Annotated in this window: 15 protein-coding genes; 12 read left to right on the top strand and 3 right to left on the bottom strand. The window is 67.8% G+C overall.

Going from position 1 to position 15,621, the window contains the following annotated elements; genetic code table 11:
- Positions 1 to 49: 49 nt before the first annotated feature.
- Complete coding sequence (locus ACCD11_RS10315) at positions 50 to 664, top strand: ATP-dependent Clp protease proteolytic subunit (protein WP_413313781.1); 615 nt, start codon at positions 50 to 52, stop codon at positions 662 to 664.
- 17 nt (positions 665 to 681) lie between these two features.
- Here ACCD11_RS10315 and ACCD11_RS10310 read toward each other — a convergent pair whose 3' ends face one another.
- Positions 682 to 1,071, bottom strand: a complete 390-nt coding sequence (locus ACCD11_RS10310) for a RidA family protein (RefSeq protein ID WP_007837475.1) — start codon at positions 1,069 to 1,071, stop codon at positions 682 to 684.
- A gap of 191 nt (positions 1,072 to 1,262) precedes the next feature.
- Here ACCD11_RS10310 and ACCD11_RS10305 point away from each other — a divergent pair, with 191 nt between their 5' ends.
- From ACCD11_RS10305 to ACCD11_RS10265, 9 genes are all read left to right on the top strand, one after another.
- Positions 1,263 to 2,840: an ABC transporter substrate-binding protein gene (locus ACCD11_RS10305; RefSeq protein WP_413313780.1), complete on the top strand. Its 1,578-nt coding sequence runs from the start codon at positions 1,263 to 1,265 to the stop codon at positions 2,838 to 2,840.
- A 31-nt stretch (positions 2,841 to 2,871) separates the two neighbouring features.
- The gene (locus tag ACCD11_RS10300; RefSeq protein ID WP_007837473.1) at positions 2,872 to 3,813 is read left to right on the top strand and encodes an ABC transporter permease; all 942 of its coding nucleotides are present in this window, start codon (positions 2,872 to 2,874) and stop codon (positions 3,811 to 3,813) included.
- A 3-nt stretch (positions 3,814 to 3,816) separates the two neighbouring features.
- Positions 3,817 to 4,656: an ABC transporter permease gene (locus ACCD11_RS10295; protein WP_007837472.1), complete on the top strand. Its 840-nt coding sequence runs from the start codon at positions 3,817 to 3,819 to the stop codon at positions 4,654 to 4,656.
- Positions 4,656 to 5,693 carry an ABC transporter ATP-binding protein gene (locus tag ACCD11_RS10290; protein ID WP_413313779.1) on the top strand — a complete coding sequence of 346 codons (1,038 nt, stop codon included), beginning with the start codon at positions 4,656 to 4,658 and terminating at the stop codon, positions 5,691 to 5,693. Before ACCD11_RS10295 ends, ACCD11_RS10290 begins: the two co-directional genes overlap by 1 nt.
- A 157-nt stretch (positions 5,694 to 5,850) precedes the next feature.
- Positions 5,851 to 6,834: an ABC transporter ATP-binding protein gene (locus ACCD11_RS10285; RefSeq protein WP_413313778.1), complete on the top strand. Its 984-nt coding sequence runs from the start codon at positions 5,851 to 5,853 to the stop codon at positions 6,832 to 6,834.
- A complete protein-coding gene (locus ACCD11_RS10280; protein ID WP_413313777.1) occupies positions 6,831 to 8,132 on the top strand; it encodes an amino acid deaminase in 1,302 nt (433 codons plus the stop codon). Before ACCD11_RS10285 ends, ACCD11_RS10280 begins: the two co-directional genes overlap by 4 nt.
- A gap of 10 nt (positions 8,133 to 8,142) precedes the next feature.
- Positions 8,143 to 9,054 (top strand): MurR/RpiR family transcriptional regulator, encoded by a 912-nt coding sequence (locus ACCD11_RS10275; RefSeq protein WP_007837465.1) that lies wholly within the window; start codon positions 8,143 to 8,145, stop codon positions 9,052 to 9,054.
- Positions 9,051 to 10,523: an N-acyl-D-amino-acid deacylase family protein gene (locus tag ACCD11_RS10270; protein ID WP_413313775.1), complete on the top strand. Its 1,473-nt coding sequence runs from the start codon at positions 9,051 to 9,053 to the stop codon at positions 10,521 to 10,523. Before ACCD11_RS10275 ends, ACCD11_RS10270 begins: the two co-directional genes overlap by 4 nt.
- 125 nt (positions 10,524 to 10,648) lie before the next feature.
- Entirely contained in the window at positions 10,649 to 10,834 is a 186-nt protein-coding gene (locus tag ACCD11_RS10265; protein ID WP_007837463.1) for a hypothetical protein, read from the top strand.
- Between the two features lie 23 nt (positions 10,835 to 10,857).
- On the opposite strand, the gene ACCD11_RS10260 is transcribed toward ACCD11_RS10265, so the two are convergent.
- Positions 10,858 to 11,781 (bottom strand): LysR family transcriptional regulator, encoded by a 924-nt coding sequence (locus ACCD11_RS10260; protein WP_007837462.1) that lies wholly within the window; start codon positions 11,779 to 11,781, stop codon positions 10,858 to 10,860.
- A 140-nt stretch (positions 11,782 to 11,921) separates the two neighbouring features.
- Here ACCD11_RS10260 and ACCD11_RS10255 point away from each other — a divergent pair, with 140 nt between their 5' ends.
- Positions 11,922 to 12,818 (top strand): transporter substrate-binding domain-containing protein, encoded by an 897-nt coding sequence (locus ACCD11_RS10255; RefSeq protein ID WP_007837461.1) that lies wholly within the window; start codon positions 11,922 to 11,924, stop codon positions 12,816 to 12,818.
- A gap of 3 nt (positions 12,819 to 12,821) precedes the next feature.
- A complete protein-coding gene (locus tag ACCD11_RS10250) occupies positions 12,822 to 14,117 on the top strand; it encodes an aminotransferase class V-fold PLP-dependent enzyme (RefSeq protein ID WP_413313774.1) in 1,296 nt (431 codons plus the stop codon).
- A 62-nt stretch (positions 14,118 to 14,179) separates the two neighbouring features.
- On the opposite strand, the gene ACCD11_RS10245 is transcribed toward ACCD11_RS10250, so the two are convergent.
- Positions 14,180 to 15,621: SulP family inorganic anion transporter (locus ACCD11_RS10245; RefSeq protein ID WP_413313773.1), on the bottom strand; the 1,442-nt coding region annotated here is incomplete at its 5' end.

Genomic DNA, 15,621 nt, shown 5'->3' with positions numbered 1-15,621 from the left:
CTTGTCCGTCAAGACAGCCCGACAGTCCAAAACCACAGGAGCCTGCTTCATGCTGCCCATGTTCTCAATGGAATCCGAAGACGACACCAAGCCCGCGGCCACCGCCGAGCCGCGCAACTCCTACCTGGAGGAGAAGGCCTTCAAGTCGCGCACGCTGCTGATCTTCGGCACCGTCACAGATTCGGTGGCCGCCGATGTGACGCGCCGGCTCATTGCGCTCGATGCCGACAGCGCCGACAAGCCCATCGACATCCTCGTGAGTTCGCCCGGCGGGCACCTGGAGTCGGGCGATGCCATCCACGACATCGTGCGTTTCATCAGCGCGCCGGTGAACATGATCGGCACCGGCTGGGTCGGCAGCGCGGCCACGCACCTGTTCCTGGCCGTGCCGCGCGAGCGCCGCGTGTGCCTGCCCAACACGCGCTTCCTGATCCACCAGCCCAGCGGCGGCGCGGGCGGGCAGGCGACGGACATCGCAATCCAGGCGCAGGAAATCATCAAGGCCCGCCAGCGCATCGCGCACGAGATCGCGCGCGAGACCGGCAAGCCCATCGACGTGGTGCTGGCCGACATCGAGCGCGACCGCTGGCTGTCGGCTGCGGAGGCCGTGGAGTACGGCCTGGTCTCGCGCATCATCCAGCGCAAGACCGAGTTGAAGGGCTGAAGTCCGCTCCCGCGTCCTCAGGCCTTCGGCTTGTAGGCCACCACGTCGATCTCGACCTTGGCGTCGACCATCAGCCGCGCCTCGGTGGTCGAGCGCGCCGGCTTGTTCTCGCCGAAGTAGCCCATGTAGATGCGGTTGAAGGCACCAAAGTCGCGCGCGTCCTGCAGCCAGACAGTGCTCTTGCACACGTCGTCGAGCGTGGCGCCGGCCAGCGCGAGCACGGTCTTGAGGTTTTCCATCACCTGGCGCGTCTGCGCCTCGATGCCGCCCACCACGATCTCACCATCCTTGTTCGCCGGTACCTGGCCCGACACGTAGATGAAGTCGCCGGCGCGCACGGCCGGGGAGAAGGGGCGGGCCTGGCGGTCGGACGCGACGGGCGGGGCGCCGAGGTATTCGAGGGGCATGGAGACTCCTGAGAGGTGAAGAGTAGTGAAGGAAGGAGAGTCGCGAGTATCGCGCTCAATCTGAAAATCTCTTTCAGAGTAACCCTTAATCGAGGGTTAACACGGATGATTTGGCATGAATACTGCTTCAAAGTCCAGGCCGAAGAGAAATTTTCTTTCACAAACTCGCACGCCCCATGAAGGAGTTCCCCATGCCCCACGTCGGTCCTGTTGTCCAGCGCCTGCCCAAGCTGTCGAAGCGCAGCCTGCTGGGAGCTTCCCTGCTCGCGATGCTGTGCGCCGCGCTGCCCCATCAGCAGGTCCACGCCCAGGGCCCGCGCAACTTCGCCACGCTGGCGATGGTGGCCGAGCCGCAGACGCTCGACCCGATGGCCTCCACGGCCGACCTGGTCGGAACCATCATGCAGCACGTGTACGAGACGCTCTACACCTTCGACGCCAAGTGGAGCGTGGTGCCGATGCTGGCCGAAGGCATGCCGAAGATCTCGGCCGACGGCAAGACCTACGCCATCACCCTGCGCAAGGGCGTGATGCTGCACAACGGCCACGAACTCACGGCTGACGATGTGGTGGCCAGCCTGCAGCGCTGGATGGACCAGTCGCCGCGCGGCAAGGCCGTGGGCAAGGAGGTCGCCAGCCTCAAGGCCAAGGGCCCGCTGGCGGTCGAAGTCGTGCTGAAGGAGCCTTATGCACCGCTGCTGTCGCAGCTCGCGCTGCCCAGCGGCATGGCCGCGATCATGGCCAAGGATTCCATCGCCTCGCCGCTGAAGGACTTCGTCGGCACCGGCCCCTACAAGTTCAAGGAACGCCGCCCCGACCAGTTCGTGCTGCTCACGCGCTTCGACAAGTACAGCGCGCGCAAGGAACCGGCGAGCGGTTACGGCGGCAAGCGCGAAGCGGCGATCGAGGAGCTGCGCTTCGTGCCCGTGCCCAACGCCAGCACGCGTGTCGAAGGCGCGCTGGCCGGCCAGTACGACTTTGCCGACCTGCTGCCGGTGGAAGCACTGCCGCGCCTGGAGAAGTCGGGCGGCAAGACGGTGCCGATCATGACGCCCTCGTTCGGCTTCCCGTACCTCGTGCTCAACACCAAGGAAGGCGTGGCCGCCAGCCAGCCGGTGCGCCAGGCGATCCAGACCGCGCTCGGCGAAGGCGAGATGCTCGCGGCCGGCTTCGGCGACACGCGCTTCTTCGTGGCCGAAGGCAACCATTTCCCGAAGGGCTCGCCGTTCTATTCGGCGGCCGGTGCCGACCAGTACAACCAGCGCAACGCCGCCAAGGCGAAGGAGGCCGCGGCCAAGGCTGGCTACAAGGGCGAGCCGATCCGCGTGCTCACCAGCCGCCAGTACGACTTCCACTACAACATGGCGCTGCTGATGGCCGAGCAGCTCAAGCGTGCCGGCTTCAAGGTCGACCTGAACGTGGTCGACTGGGCCACGCTGGTGCAGCGCCGCAACGACCCCAAGCTGTGGGACATCTACGTCACGCATTCGGGCCAGTTCCCCGAGCCGATGCTCTCGCCGCCGCAGCTCGGCGACGGCGCACCCGGCTGGTGGGACACGCCCGCCAAGAAGACGGCGCTGCAGGCCTTCAACGTCGAGAGCGACCCTGCCAAGCGCGGCGCACTGTGGGGCAAGGTGCAGCAGGTGGTCTACGACGAGGTGCCGTACATCAACGTCGGCAAGTTCAACGGCCTGTCGGCAAGGAGCCCGGCGCTGGACAACTACCAGCCCGCGACCTGGCCGTTCTTCTGGAACGCCCGGATCAAGTAAGTAACGAGGCCGTTGAAGCAATAACCGCCCCATGATCCGCTACATCGCTTCCCGCGCCGCAGGCATGCTCGTCGTGCTCGCCATCGTGGCCGTGCTCGTCTTCGTGCTCACGCGCGCCGCATCGGGCGACCCGGTCTCGGTGCTGCTGGGCGACCAGGCCACCGCGGCCGACATCGCCCGCGTGCAGAAGGAGTACGGCCTCGACAAGCCGCTGCCCGTGCAGTTCGGCTACTGGCTGCGCGAGGTGCTGCAGGGCAATCTCGGCACCTCGATCTTCCTGCAGCGTCCCGTGACGCAGGCGCTGTGGGAGCGCTCCGAACCCACCACGCTGCTCGCGCTGATGGCCGTGGCCATCGCCGCGCTGATCGGCGTGCCCTGCGGCATCGTCTCGGCCGTGTTCCGCGGGCGCGTGGTCGACCAGCTGTTCACCGGCATCGCGATGCTGGGCGCGAGCATTCCGAGTTTCTGGCTGGGCATCGTGCTGATCCAGATCTTCGCGGTGTCGTTCGGCTGGTTCCCGGTGTCGGGCTACGGCGCGCCCGATGCGGCGCTGGCCGAGCGGCTGCAGGCGCTGGTGCTGCCGGCCACGGTGCTGGGCCTCTTGAACTCGGCGCTCATCATCCGCTTCACGCGCGCCTCGATGCTCGACGTGCTCGGCGAAGACTATGTGCGCACGGCGCGCTCCAAGGGCCTGAGCGAAAGCACGGTGGTGCTCAAGCATGCGCTGCGCAATGCGCTGGTGCCCATCGTCACGGTGATCGGCCTCACGGTCGCGCTGATGATCGGCGGCGCCGTCATCACCGAGACCGTGTTCGGCCTGCCCGGCGTGGGCAACCTGGTGGTCAGCGCCGTGCTGCGGCGCGACTACCCCGTCATTCAAGGTGCATTGCTCGTGATCGCCGCGATCTATGTGCTCATCAATTTCTCGATCGACCTGCTGTACGCAGTGGTCGATCCGCGCGTGAAGGTCTGAGCGATGCGCATGCCTCGAATGCTCCGCCAGCTGATGCATCGCCGCATCGTGATGGTTTCCGCTCTGGTGCTGCTGGTGATCGCCATCCTGGCGATCGGCGCTCCGCTGTTCGCCTCCATCGATCCCAACGACACGGCGGTGCTGCAGCGCCTGAAGGCGCCGAGCGCCGAGCACCTGCTCGGCACCGACGAACTGGGCCGCGACCTGTATTCGCGCATCGTGCACGGCGCGCGCTACTCGCTAGCCATCGCTGCGCTCACGGCGCTGGGTGCCGTTATCGCCGGCACGGTGCTGGGCCTGATGGCCGGCTTCTTCCGCCGGCTCGACGCGCCGCTGATGCGCGTGGTCGACGCGATGATGTCCTTCCCCGACATCCTGCTGGCCATTGCGCTGGTGGCGATCCTCGGGCCGTCGCTCATCAACACGGTGCTTGCGCTGGTGCTGGTCTACACGCCGCGTGTGGCGCGGGTGGTGCGGGCCTCGACGCTGGTGGTGCGCGAACTGCTGTTTGTCGAAGCGGTGCGTGCGCTGGGTGTGCGCACCTCGCGCATCCTGTGGCGGCACATCTTGCCGAACCTGATGTCGCCGATCCTGGTGCAGGTGTCGTTCATCTTCGCCTACGCCATCCTGGCCGAAGCGGGTCTGTCGTTCCTCGGCGTCGGCGTGCCGCCCGAGATCCCGACCTGGGGCACCATGGTCGCGGGCAGCCAGCAGTACGCGCACCAAGCCTTCTGGGTGGTGCTGTTCCCGGGGCTTGCGATCATCTTCACGGCGCTGTCGCTGCAACTGCTGGGCGACGGTGTGCGCGACCTGCTCGACCCGAAGCTCAAGAAGACATCGTGATGACGAACGCCAATCAAACACCACGTCTCACGGTCAGCAACCTGAGCACCAGCTTCCCCACCGAAGACGGCCTCGTGCGTTCGGTGGCCGACGTGAGCTTCTCCATCCAGCCCGGCAAGACCACCGCGCTGGTCGGTGAATCGGGCTCGGGCAAGTCGGTGACCAGCCTCACGCTGATGCGCCTTCTGCCCAAGACCGCGAACGCGCAGGTCAGCGGCAGCGCCGCGTTCGTGACGCGCGAAGGCAAGACGCTCGACCTGCTGCAGATCGGCGAACGCGAGATGCGGTCGCTGCGCGGCAACCAGCTGTCGATGATCTTCCAGGAGCCGATGACCAGCCTGAACCCGGTGTTCACCATCGGCGAGCAGATCGCCGAGAGCGTGCGCCTGCACAAGGGCCTCGATCGCAAGGCTGCTTTGGCGCATGCGCTGCGCATGCTCGAATTGGTCGAGATCCCGGCCGCAGCGCAGCGCATCCACGAGTACCCGCACCAGCTCTCGGGCGGCATGCGCCAGCGCGTGATGATCGCGCTGGCCATGGCCTGCGACCCGACGCTGCTGATCGCCGACGAGCCCACCACCGCGCTCGACGTGACCATCCAGGCGCAGATCCTCGAACTCATGCGCCGGCTGCAGGCCGAAACGGGCATGAGCATCCTGTTCATCACGCACAACCTCGGCGTGGTCGCGCACCATGCCGACGACGTGGTGGTGCTGTATGCGGGCCGCGTGGTCGAGAGCGCGCCCGTGCGGCCGCTGTTCGCGCAGCCCGAGCATCCGTACACGCAGGGCCTGCTGGCCTGCCTGCCGGGCAAGGCGCGGCTGCCGGGGCAGCCCAAGCCGAAGCGGCTGTTCGCGATTCGCGGGCAGGTGTCGAGCCCACTCGCGCCGCCGCCCGGCTGCGCCTTCGAGCCGCGCTGCGACCAGGCGCTGCCCGAATGCAGCACCGCGATGCCGCCGCTGATCGAAACACACCACGGCCGCCAGGCCCGCTGCATCCGCGTGCAGCCAGCGCAACCCCTGAAGAGGGTCGCATGAGAAGCGCACTGCCTGGCGTGTTGCTCCTTCCCCTTCCGGGGGAAGGCTGGGATGGGGGCAAGCGGCGTTCGTTCGGCGCAGTGCTCCATCCAGTGCCGTCGTGCCCCCACCCCAACCCTCCCCCGAAAGGGGAGGGAGCCAATACAAAACACCCACGATGACCACCGCCGTCCCCCTCATCGAAGTCCGCGGACTCAAGAAGTACTTCGGCAGCAGCGATCGCCCCGTGCGCGCGGTCGACGACGTGTCGTTCGCGATCCGGCACGGCGAGACGCTGGGCCTCGTCGGCGAATCGGGCTCGGGCAAGAGCACCATCGGCCGCACCGTGCTGCGCCTGCTCGAACGCACGAGCGGCCAGGTGCTGTACCGCGGCGACGACATCGGCACGCTGACGGGCGAACGCATGCGCAAGCTGCGCAGCAAGCTGCAGATCATCTTCCAGGACCCGTATGCCAGCCTGAACCCCAAGATGCGCATCAGCGCCATCCTCGGCGAGGCGCTGTCCACGCACGGCCTGCACAAGGGTGCGGCAGCACGCGACAAGCGCATTGCCGAGCTGCTCGAAACCGTGGGCCTGCGCGCCGAGCATGCGAGCCGCTTTCCGCACGAGTTCTCGGGTGGGCAGCGCCAGCGCATCGGCGTGGCGCGCGCTCTCGCGGTGGAGCCCGAATTCATCGTGGCCGACGAGCCGCTGTCGGCGCTCGACGTGTCGATCCAGTCGCAGGTCATCAACCTGCTGGCCGACCTGCGCGAGCGGCTGGGCCTGACGATGCTCTTCATCTCGCACGACCTCGACGTGGTCGAGTACCTGTGCGACCGCGTGGTGGTGCTGTACCTCGGCAAGGTGATGGAAGTCGCCACCACCGACGAGCTGTTCGCCCGACCCTCGCACCCCTACACCCAGGCGCTGCTGGCTGCGAGCCCGAAGCCCGACCCGGAGGTCGCGACCGAGCGCATCGCGCTGAAGGGCGACATTCCCAGCCCCATCTCGCCGCCCTCGGGCTGCGTGTTCCGCACGCGCTGTCCGCACGCCATCGAGGCCTGTGCGCAAACGGTGCCGCCGCTCGACGAGATTTCCGCCGGACACTACAGCGCCTGCATCCGCAAGGAATTGCTCTCCAACATTGCCGCACGACCATGACCGATACCGCCACCACCGATTTCAACGACCCGCTGCTGAGCTGCAGTTTCAAGGGCTACCCGCGCACGCAGCCGCCGCGCCGCCGCAGCGAGATCGGCGCTGCCGGCTGGAACGTGCTGGCAGGCGACCTGCCGCTGCCGCTGGCCGTGCTCAAGCGCGAGGCGCTCGAGCACAACCTCGCGTGGATGCAGTCGCGCGTGCGCGAATGGGGCATCGACCTCGCACCGCACGGCAAGACCACCATGTCGCCGCAGCTGTTCCAGCGCCAGCTCGACGCCGGCGCCTGGGGCCTGACCTTCGCGACCGTCACGCAGCTTGCCGTGGGCGTGGCGGCCGGCGCGCGCCGCACGCTCATCGCCAACCAGGTGGTGAGCGACGAAGACCTCGCGGGCATCCAGCTGCTGCTGGCCGACCATGCCGACCTGCGCATCGTGTTCCTGGTCGATTCGCTGGCGCAGCTCGCGCTGATCGAGGACTGGTCATCGCGCCATCCTGCGAGCGAGCCTTTCGAGGTGATGATCGAGATCGGCGTCGACGGTGCACGCACCGGCTGCCGCACGCATGAAGAAGCCGTCACGCTGGCCACGCGGCTGCGCGCCAGCAGCGCCGCGAAGCTCGTCGGCATCGAGACCTACGAAGGGCAGGGTGCGACCGGCGCCAGCGAGCCCGACACGGCCTACGCCAAAACGTTGATGGACCGCGTGGAAGCCGTCGCCCGTCATTGCGACACCGAAAAACTTTTCGAGACCGACGAGGTGCTGGTGTCCGCAGGCGGCTCGGCCATCTTCGACCTCGTGGCCGGGCGTCTCAAGCCCGCGCTCGGCGCGCCGGTGCGCGGCCTGCTGCGCTCGGGCTGCTACGTCACGCACGACCACGGGTTCTACAAGCGCATGGTCAGCGCGGTGGACGAGCGCCTGGGCTGCGGCTGCGGCGAAAGCCTGGTGCCGGCGATGGAGGTCTGGGCCACGGTGCAGTCGCGCCCCGAGCCCGGCCTCGCGATCCTTGCCGTGGGCAAGCGCGACATCTCCTTCGACCTGTCGCTACCCGTGCCCATCGCGCGTGCCGCGCGCGGCGTGCTGCAGCCGCACGCCGTGCCCGCCGGCTGGAAGATCACCGCACTCAACGACCAGCATGCCTACCTGCGCTGGGACGCGGGCGAGGAAGCCGAGGCGCCCAAGGTCGGCGACCGCGTCGGCCTCGGCATTTCGCACCCCTGCACGACCTTCGATAAATGGCACTGGATGCCTGTCGTCGAACAGGACTACCGTGTGAGCGACGCTGTCGCCATGCACTTCTGAACACGCACCGATGACTCCTTCCCTGCTTCAGAAAATCGGCGAGATCCGCAGCGACGCCCCGGCGACGCGGCGCGCGATTCTCGACCTGATCCTCGAAGACCCCGACCGCGTGCTCGAGGAAAGCTTCGAGCAGCTGGCCGAACGCTCGCGCAGCTCGGTGCCGACCATCATGCGCACCTGCCGCGACCTCGGTTTTGCCGGGCTGCGCGAGTTCAAGCTCGCGCTCGCGCAGGAACTGGCGCTGGGCGGCTCGCCGCTGCACCGCCGCGTCAACATCGAGGATGCGGCCGACGAAGTGGTGGGCAAGATCGCGCGCAGCGCGGCGGCCTCGGTCTCGGGCGTGCGCGGCCAGCTCGACATGCAGGTGCTCGACGGTGCAGTGGCCGCCATCGCGGCCGCGCCGCACGTCGACCTGTATGGCGCGGGCGCCACCTCATGGTTCATGGCCAACGACCTGCAGGCCCGGCTATTCCGCCTCGGCCTGTCGGCCAACGCCTGGGCCGACTATCACCTGCAGCAGGTGGCCGGCGCGGCGCAGCGCCCGGGCGGCGTGGTCATCGCCATCTCGCACGTGGGCGGCATGCCCTCGCTGCTCGACGCGGTGGACATCGCGCGCGGGCAGGGTGCCAAGGTGGTCGCGATCACCCGGCCCGGCACGGCGCTGGCGGCCAAGGCCGACTTTCTGCTCGGACTCTCGGTGCCGGACGACGCGGTAATGCACGTGGGCATCGACGCCTACCTGACGCACCTCACGGCCATCGAGATCCTCACCGTGCTCGTGGCCCAGCGCCGCGGCGAGCCCGCAGTGCAGCGCCTGCAGCGCGCGCGCGAGGCCTTCCAGCGCCATGGCATCGACGCCACCACGCATCCACTGCAGAGCTGGGATGGCGGCGGCATCAGCGGGGGAGGGCGAGCATCGTGAGCCAGGATTCCAAAGCCATCCTGCTCGAGGCCGGCCTCGTGGTCGACGGCTCGGGCGGCCCCTCGTGGCCCGGCGACGTGCTGCTGCAGGCCGACCGCATCGTCGCGCTCGGCGAAGGCCTGCGCGGGCGGCTGCCCGACGGCCTCGCGCTGGCCGACGTCGAGATCGTCGACTGCCGCGCCAAGGTCATCGCGCCCGGCTTCATCGACGCGCACACGCACGACGACGCCATCGTGCTGCGCGACCCGCTGTGCCTGCCCAAGGTGTCGCAGGGCATCACCACGGTGGTCACGGGCAACTGCGGCATTTCGCTCGCGCCGTACCGCACGCCGCAATCGAAGCCGCCTCTTACGCTGCTGGGCGCCGATTCGTTCAAGCACGCGACCATGGCGGAATACCGCGCGGCCGTCGATGCGAGGCAGCCCGCGCTCAACGTGGCCGCACTGGTCGGCCACACCACGCTGCGTTTCGCGACCATGCAGGCGCTGGACCGTCCCGCCAGCGCCGACGAACTGGCGCGCATGGAAGCGCTGCTCGACAGTTGCATGGCCGACGGAGCGCACGGCATGTCGTCGGGCCTGTTCTACGAAGAAGCCTTTGCCGCGCCCGCCGAGGAGGTGACGGCGTTGGCGCGCGTCGTGGCCCGCCACGGCGGCGTCTACGCCACGCACCTGCGCAGCGAGATGCAGCAGATCATCGAGGCGCTGCACGAGGCCGGCGACTCGGCCTTCAGCGCCGGCGTGCCGCTCGTCATCTCGCACCACAAGTGCGCCGGGCCGGCCAACTGGGGCCGTACCAGGGAAACCCTGCCGCTGATCGAGTCGCTGGCGCGGCGCCAGAAGATCGCGATGGACGTCTACCCCTATGTGGCCGGCTCGACCGTGCTGCGCGAGGACCTGGTCGACGGCGTGATCGACGTGCTGCTCACCTGGTCCGACCCGCATCCCGAGATGATGGGCCGGCTCATTTCCGACATCGCGCGCGAATGGGGCACCACCGAGCAGGAGGCCTGCCTGCGCCTGAAACCGGGCGGCGCCTGCTATTTCCAGATGCAGGAGGAAGACGTGGAGCGCGTCATCGCGCACCCGCTCACCATGATCGGCAGCGACGGCCTGCCGCACGACCGCCATCCGCATCCGCGCCTCTGGGGCGCCTTTCCGCGCGTTTTTGCGCGCTATTGGCGTCAACGCCGCCTTTTCACACTTGAACAGGCAGTGCACAAGATGACCGGCATGACGGCGCGCAACCTGCGCATTGCCGAGCGCGGCCTGCTGCGCCCGGGCGCCATGGCCGACGTGGTGGTATTCGACCCCGAGACCATCGCCGACACCGCCACCTATGAGCAGCCGCACGGTGTGAGCCTGGGCGTGGAACGGGTGTTCGTGAACGGCGTGCTGGCCTATCGGGGCGGCGAGGCCGAAGCCCGGGTGCTTGCGCGGGCGGGCCGGATGCTGGCGCGGGGGGCCTGAAGAGCGGGGCGGGGCGCCATATCTGGCCGGGAATAACCTCAAGACCTCTAAAGTTCTAACACTCTCGGCAAAAATCAGTCAAACTTGTACATCTTATTGGCCGTCGAATTCCGACAGGAGCAAAGATGGACAAGGACGCTGAAGGCCTTGGTGCTGATTTCGAGCTGTGGCAGCAGCTCACGGACGACTACGAAGCCGCGTTGGGCGCCCTGGCCCGGGGCGAGCCGGGCGCGCGAGAGCGGGTGGTCCGGTTGTCGTTGGCACTTCAGCAACTGCATCCGGACCTCTCCCCCGTCGACCACGACTGCTGAGGCACCGCACAAGATCGGCAAGCTCAGTCCCGCGCCGGCTCCTCTTCCGCCTGTGCCTGGAACATGCGAGTGAAATCGCAGCACGCCTGCGCCAGCATCACGATGGACGAGGTGAGCGCGCTGCGGTGCTCGCCCTTGTGCATCGCCACGTAGCGCACCACGGGCAGGGCTGGCGCCACATCGATCACCGTCAGCATGCCGGCCGCCACCAGCGGCTGCAGGCATTGGCGCGGCAGGTAGCTCACGCCCAGTCCCGACACAGTGAGCCCGGTCAGCGCCACCAGGTTGCTCACCACGATCACGTTGGCGGGCTGCACGCCCTGCTCCTTCATCCAGGCGTCATAGGCGCGGCCGGTGCCCGAGTTGTTGCCCTGCACCAGCATGCGATGCCGCGCGAGCTCGTGCAGCCGCACGGTGCCGCCGGCCGGCACCACGCCGGGCTTGCACATCCATGCGCTCGTCACCTGGCCGATGGCCTTGTGCTGCAGCCGCGAGTCGGCGAAGGTGTCGGGCACGATGACGAGGTCGAGTTCGTCGGCCAGCAGCTTGTCGCGCAGCTGCAGGCTGTCGTCCACGTCGGGCTCGAGGATCACCTTGGGGTAGTGCTGCTGGATCAGGCCGACCAGCCGCGGCAGCCACGTCATGGCGGTCAGCTCGGTCACCCCGATGCGGATGCGCCGCTCCACCACGCCGGGCTTGCCGAACTGCTCGATGGCCGCGTCGCGCTGCGCCAGCAGCTTCTGTGCGAGCACGTACATCTCCTCGCCCTTCTCGGTGAGCCGCGCGGTGCGCTGGCTGCGGTCGAACAGCTCGGTGTCGAACAGCTGCTCCAGCTCGTGCACCCGCTTGGAAATGGCCGACTGCGAGGTGTTGAGCTGGTTGGCCGCCTGCGCAAAGCCGCCGAGGCGGGCGATCCAGTACAGGGCTTCGAGTTGCTTGAAGGTCATCACGATCGCGGCTCCATCGATATGTGATTGATAGAACGCTTTTATTCATGCGATTCGATCACAAAAAATCGCTTTTAGAAATTCATCGCGAAGCCGAAGATTCGCCCGAGCCAACGTCATCGACTCTTCAAGGAACCACCATGGACCTCAGGAAACTGCCTCTCGCACTCGGCCTCATCCTCGCTTTCGCCTGCGGCGCCGCCAGCGCACAGGACGGCGGCACCCTGCAGAAGATCAAGGAGAGCGGCACGATCCAGATCGGCGCGCGCGACAGCCAGATCCCGTTCTCGTACAAGCTCAGCGCCGACAGCGCACCCATCGGCTTCACCAACGACATCTGCCTGAAGATCGTCGACGCGGTGAAGGCCAAGCTTGGTCTCGCGAAGATCGAGGTGCGCTACACCATGCTGAATTCGACCAACCGCATCCCGCTGCTGCAGAACGGCACCGTCGACCTCGACTGCGCCACCACCACCAACACCACGCAGCGCCAGCAGCAGGTCGACTTCGCGCCCAGCCACTTCGTGACCAACATCACCGCCGCCGTGAAGAAGTCCTCGGGCATCAACGCGCTGGCCGACCTCAACGGCAAGAACGTGGCCACCGTCTCGGGCAGCACCTCGATCCAGCTGCTGCGCGGCGCGCGCAAGAGCGGCGCCATCGAAGTCAACGAGATCGCCGGCAAGGACACCTCCGACGGCTTCCTGCTGCTGTCCACCGGCCGCGCCGATGCCTACGTGCTCGACGACGTGCAACTCGCCGGCATGGTCGCCAGCGCGACCAACCCCGGCGACTACAAGCTGCTGAAGGAGTCGCTGCGCCAGGAGCCCTACGGGATCATGCTGCGCAAGGACGATCCGCAGTTCAAGGCGCTGGTCGACGAGACCGTCACCGGCCTGATGAAGTCGGGCGCCATCGAGCAGCTCTACACCAAGTGGTTCCTCTCGCCGATTCCACCGAAGAACGCGAACCTGAACTTCCCGATGTCGGACGCGGTGCGCGAGATCTACAAGAACCCCAACAACAAGGGCGTCTGAGCGATGGATTCCAAGCTGTCTTCGAACCACCCCCACGGACTGGCCTTCTCCGACGCGCTCATGCGCGAGGTGAAGAGCCGCTTCCTGCAGGTCGACCACGACCACCACGGCCGCGAACGCCTGTACTTCGACAACGCGGGCGGCTCCTTCCGCCTCAAGGCCGCGGCCGAGCGCTTCGCGCAGGTCGACGCCATTCCCGACAACGCCGAGCGCATCCACGCCACGGCCGTCGAGCTGCAGGACATCCAGGCCAAGGGAAGCGCCGACCTGCGCACCATCCTCAACGCCACCGGCGGCAGCGTGTACGCCTCGCTCACCGCATCGGGCGCCATGTTCGACATGGTGCGCGCGGTGGCCGAGAACGTGCCGGGCACGAACATGGTCACCACCGTGCTCGAGCACCCCTCGGCCTTCGACGCGATGAGCCTGTATGCCGAGCGCCTCGGCCGCGAGCTGCGCGTGGCGAAGAGCAATCCGGTGACCGGCGGCGTCGACGTGGACGAGATCGTGCGGCTGGTCGATGAGAGCACCTGCCTGCTCAACGTGATCTACGCGTCGAACATCTCGGGCGCCAAGCTCGACATGGCCGAGATCGTGCGCCGCGCGCGCGAGATCAAGCCCGACCTGTACATCCTGGTGGACGCCGTGCAGCACGCGCCGCACGGCCTCATCGACCTGCAGAAGACGCCGGTGGACGGCATCAACCTCGCGCCCTACAAGTTCTTCGGCTGCCGGGGCTCGGGGCTGTCATGGATGTCCGAGCGCGCGGCCGTGCTGCCGCACCACAAGCTCGCAGGCAAGAAGCCCGGCTACTGGGACCTGGGCAGCGCCGCGCCGTGGCAGTTCGCGGTGCTCACGGAAATCGTCGACTACGTGTGCTGGCTCGGCGGGCACTTCGTCGACGCCACCGACCGGCGCGCGTTGTTCTCGGCAGGCATCACGCACATCGAACTGCACGAGCGCGCGCTGCTGGCAGTGCTTCTGGACGGCAACGAAAACGCCACCGGCATGCGCAAGCTCGAGGGCGTCAATGTGTTCCTCGACTACCAGGACCTGAGCAAGCGCGACCTGATCCTGGGCATCGGCTTCGACCGCATCGACTGCACGCAAGCCGTGGTCGAGTACGGCTTGCGCGGCGTGACAGTCTACGAGCGCGTGGCGACCAGCATCTACTCGAAGCGCATGCTCGAATCCTTCGGGCTCGCGGGCACGGTGCGGGTGTCGCCGCTGCACTGCAACTCCATCGCGGATGTGGAGAAATTCCTGCGCATCACGCGGGAGATCGCCGCGGACATCTGACTGTCATGAAGCGCCATGTTCAGTAGTCGGCATGCTTTTGGCGGGGTACCGCCCTGCCAAGGCTACTGCACCGCGTCGTCCACGCTCCACGGCGCATACACCTGCGCCTTCAGGTCGGGCGAATCCACCTTGGCCAGCAGGTCGCGCACGCCGTCCTTCACGCGCGCCAGTGACAGGCGCGCGCCACGCACGCGCACATAGGCCGCAAAGTCGCACAGCGCCTCGATGCTGGTCGCGTCGAGGTCCGGCGACTCCTCCAGGCTCAGCACCATGCGTTGCAGGCCCGGCGTCGCGTCGATGCGCGCACGGATCGACGCAAATACCGCATCCGCATTGCCGAAGAACAGCGGCACCTCGGGTCGCGCGATGAGCACGCCCGGCGGCACCACGGCCTCGGGGTGGCGTGCCGTGTCGACGAAGTCATGGCTCCCGCCCAGCCGCCCGAGCCAGCTGACGGTGGTGCGCGAGAAGCCGCGCAGCAGCAGCAGCAGGCTCACGCCAATGGCAGCCAGCAAGCCGTCGAGCACACCCAGCAGCAGCACCGCGGCCACCGCCACCAATGCCACGAGCCGGTCGCGCCGCCACTGGAAGTACGGCCGCAGTGCTGCCGGGTTCAGCGTGTGACTCACCGCGTGGATCACGATGGCCGCCAGCAGCGGCTCCGGTGTGTGCGCGATCCACGGCAGCAGCGTCAGCACAGCCACCAGCACCACCAGCCCCGCCACGATGCCGGCCGCGCGGCTCTGCGCACCGGCCGATTCGTTGGCCGACGTGGCCGAGTAGCCCGCGCCCACCGGCATGCCCTGGAACAGCGCCGACAGCAGGTTCGCGCCACCGAGCGCCAGCAGGTCGCGGTTGGCCGACACGTTGTCGCCGTGGCGCATCGCGAAGGTGCGGATCGAGCCGTACGACTCGGCATAGAGGATCAGCGCCATCGCAAAGGCCAGCCCGCCGAGGCTCTGCCATTGCGAGCGGTCGAGCTGAGAAACGCCCGGGTGCGAGAAGTCGAGCGAGATCGGCCCCACCGACGCCACGCCCCAGGCATGGCACAGCCCGCTCACGTCGAGCGCGATGCCGGCCACGATCACGAGCAGCGCCGCCGGCACCGCGCGCCATCGCGCGAGGCCGCGCAGCAGCACGAGCGCTACCAGCGCCATGGCCGCCCCCGCAAGGCTCCAGTGCCGCCATTGGCCCGCGAGCCCCGCGGCGAGCCGGAAGAAATCGCTGTGCGCCGGCTGCACCGCCAGCACCTTGGGCAGCTGCTTGACCACGATGGTCAGCGCAAGCCCCAGCGCGAAGCCACGCAGCACCGGTTTGGCGATCAGGCTCGACACCGCACCGAGCCTGGCAATGCCGGCGATGACGAAGAACGCCCCGGCCAGCAGCACGATGCCCGCGCCCATCGCGAGCCGCGTGGCCGCATCGACACCCGTCACCGACATGGTGGCCGCGAACAGCACCGCGGCGGAAGACGAGGTGGCCGAGACGATCGCGAAGCGGCTGC

Source organism: Variovorax sp. Varisp36, from assembly GCF_047304235.1.
GTDB lineage: Bacteria > Pseudomonadota > Gammaproteobacteria > Burkholderiales > Burkholderiaceae_C > Variovorax.
Note: the sequence above shows the minus strand (reverse complement) of the source record. Positions and strands in the feature narration are given on the sequence as shown.

Coding starts and splice junctions, on each gene's coding strand:
- ACCD11_RS10315 (WP_413313781.1), top strand. CDS start 50: ATGCTGCCCATGTTCTCAATGGAATCCGAAGACGACACCAAGCCCGCG.
- ACCD11_RS10310 (WP_007837475.1), bottom strand. CDS start 1,071: ATGCCCCTCGAATACCTCGGCGCCCCGCCCGTCGCGTCCGACCGCCAG.
- ACCD11_RS10305 (WP_413313780.1), top strand. CDS start 1,263: ATGCCCCACGTCGGTCCTGTTGTCCAGCGCCTGCCCAAGCTGTCGAAG.
- ACCD11_RS10300 (WP_007837473.1), top strand. CDS start 2,872: ATGATCCGCTACATCGCTTCCCGCGCCGCAGGCATGCTCGTCGTGCTC.
- ACCD11_RS10295 (WP_007837472.1), top strand. CDS start 3,817: ATGCGCATGCCTCGAATGCTCCGCCAGCTGATGCATCGCCGCATCGTG.
- ACCD11_RS10290 (WP_413313779.1), top strand. CDS start 4,656: ATGACGAACGCCAATCAAACACCACGTCTCACGGTCAGCAACCTGAGC.
- ACCD11_RS10285 (WP_413313778.1), top strand. CDS start 5,851: ATGACCACCGCCGTCCCCCTCATCGAAGTCCGCGGACTCAAGAAGTAC.
- ACCD11_RS10280 (WP_413313777.1), top strand. CDS start 6,831: ATGACCGATACCGCCACCACCGATTTCAACGACCCGCTGCTGAGCTGC.
- ACCD11_RS10275 (WP_007837465.1), top strand. CDS start 8,143: ATGACTCCTTCCCTGCTTCAGAAAATCGGCGAGATCCGCAGCGACGCC.
- ACCD11_RS10265 (WP_007837463.1), top strand. CDS start 10,649: ATGGACAAGGACGCTGAAGGCCTTGGTGCTGATTTCGAGCTGTGGCAG.
- ACCD11_RS10260 (WP_007837462.1), bottom strand. CDS start 11,781: ATGACCTTCAAGCAACTCGAAGCCCTGTACTGGATCGCCCGCCTCGGC.
- ACCD11_RS10255 (WP_007837461.1), top strand. CDS start 11,922: ATGGACCTCAGGAAACTGCCTCTCGCACTCGGCCTCATCCTCGCTTTC.
- ACCD11_RS10250 (WP_413313774.1), top strand. CDS start 12,822: ATGGATTCCAAGCTGTCTTCGAACCACCCCCACGGACTGGCCTTCTCC.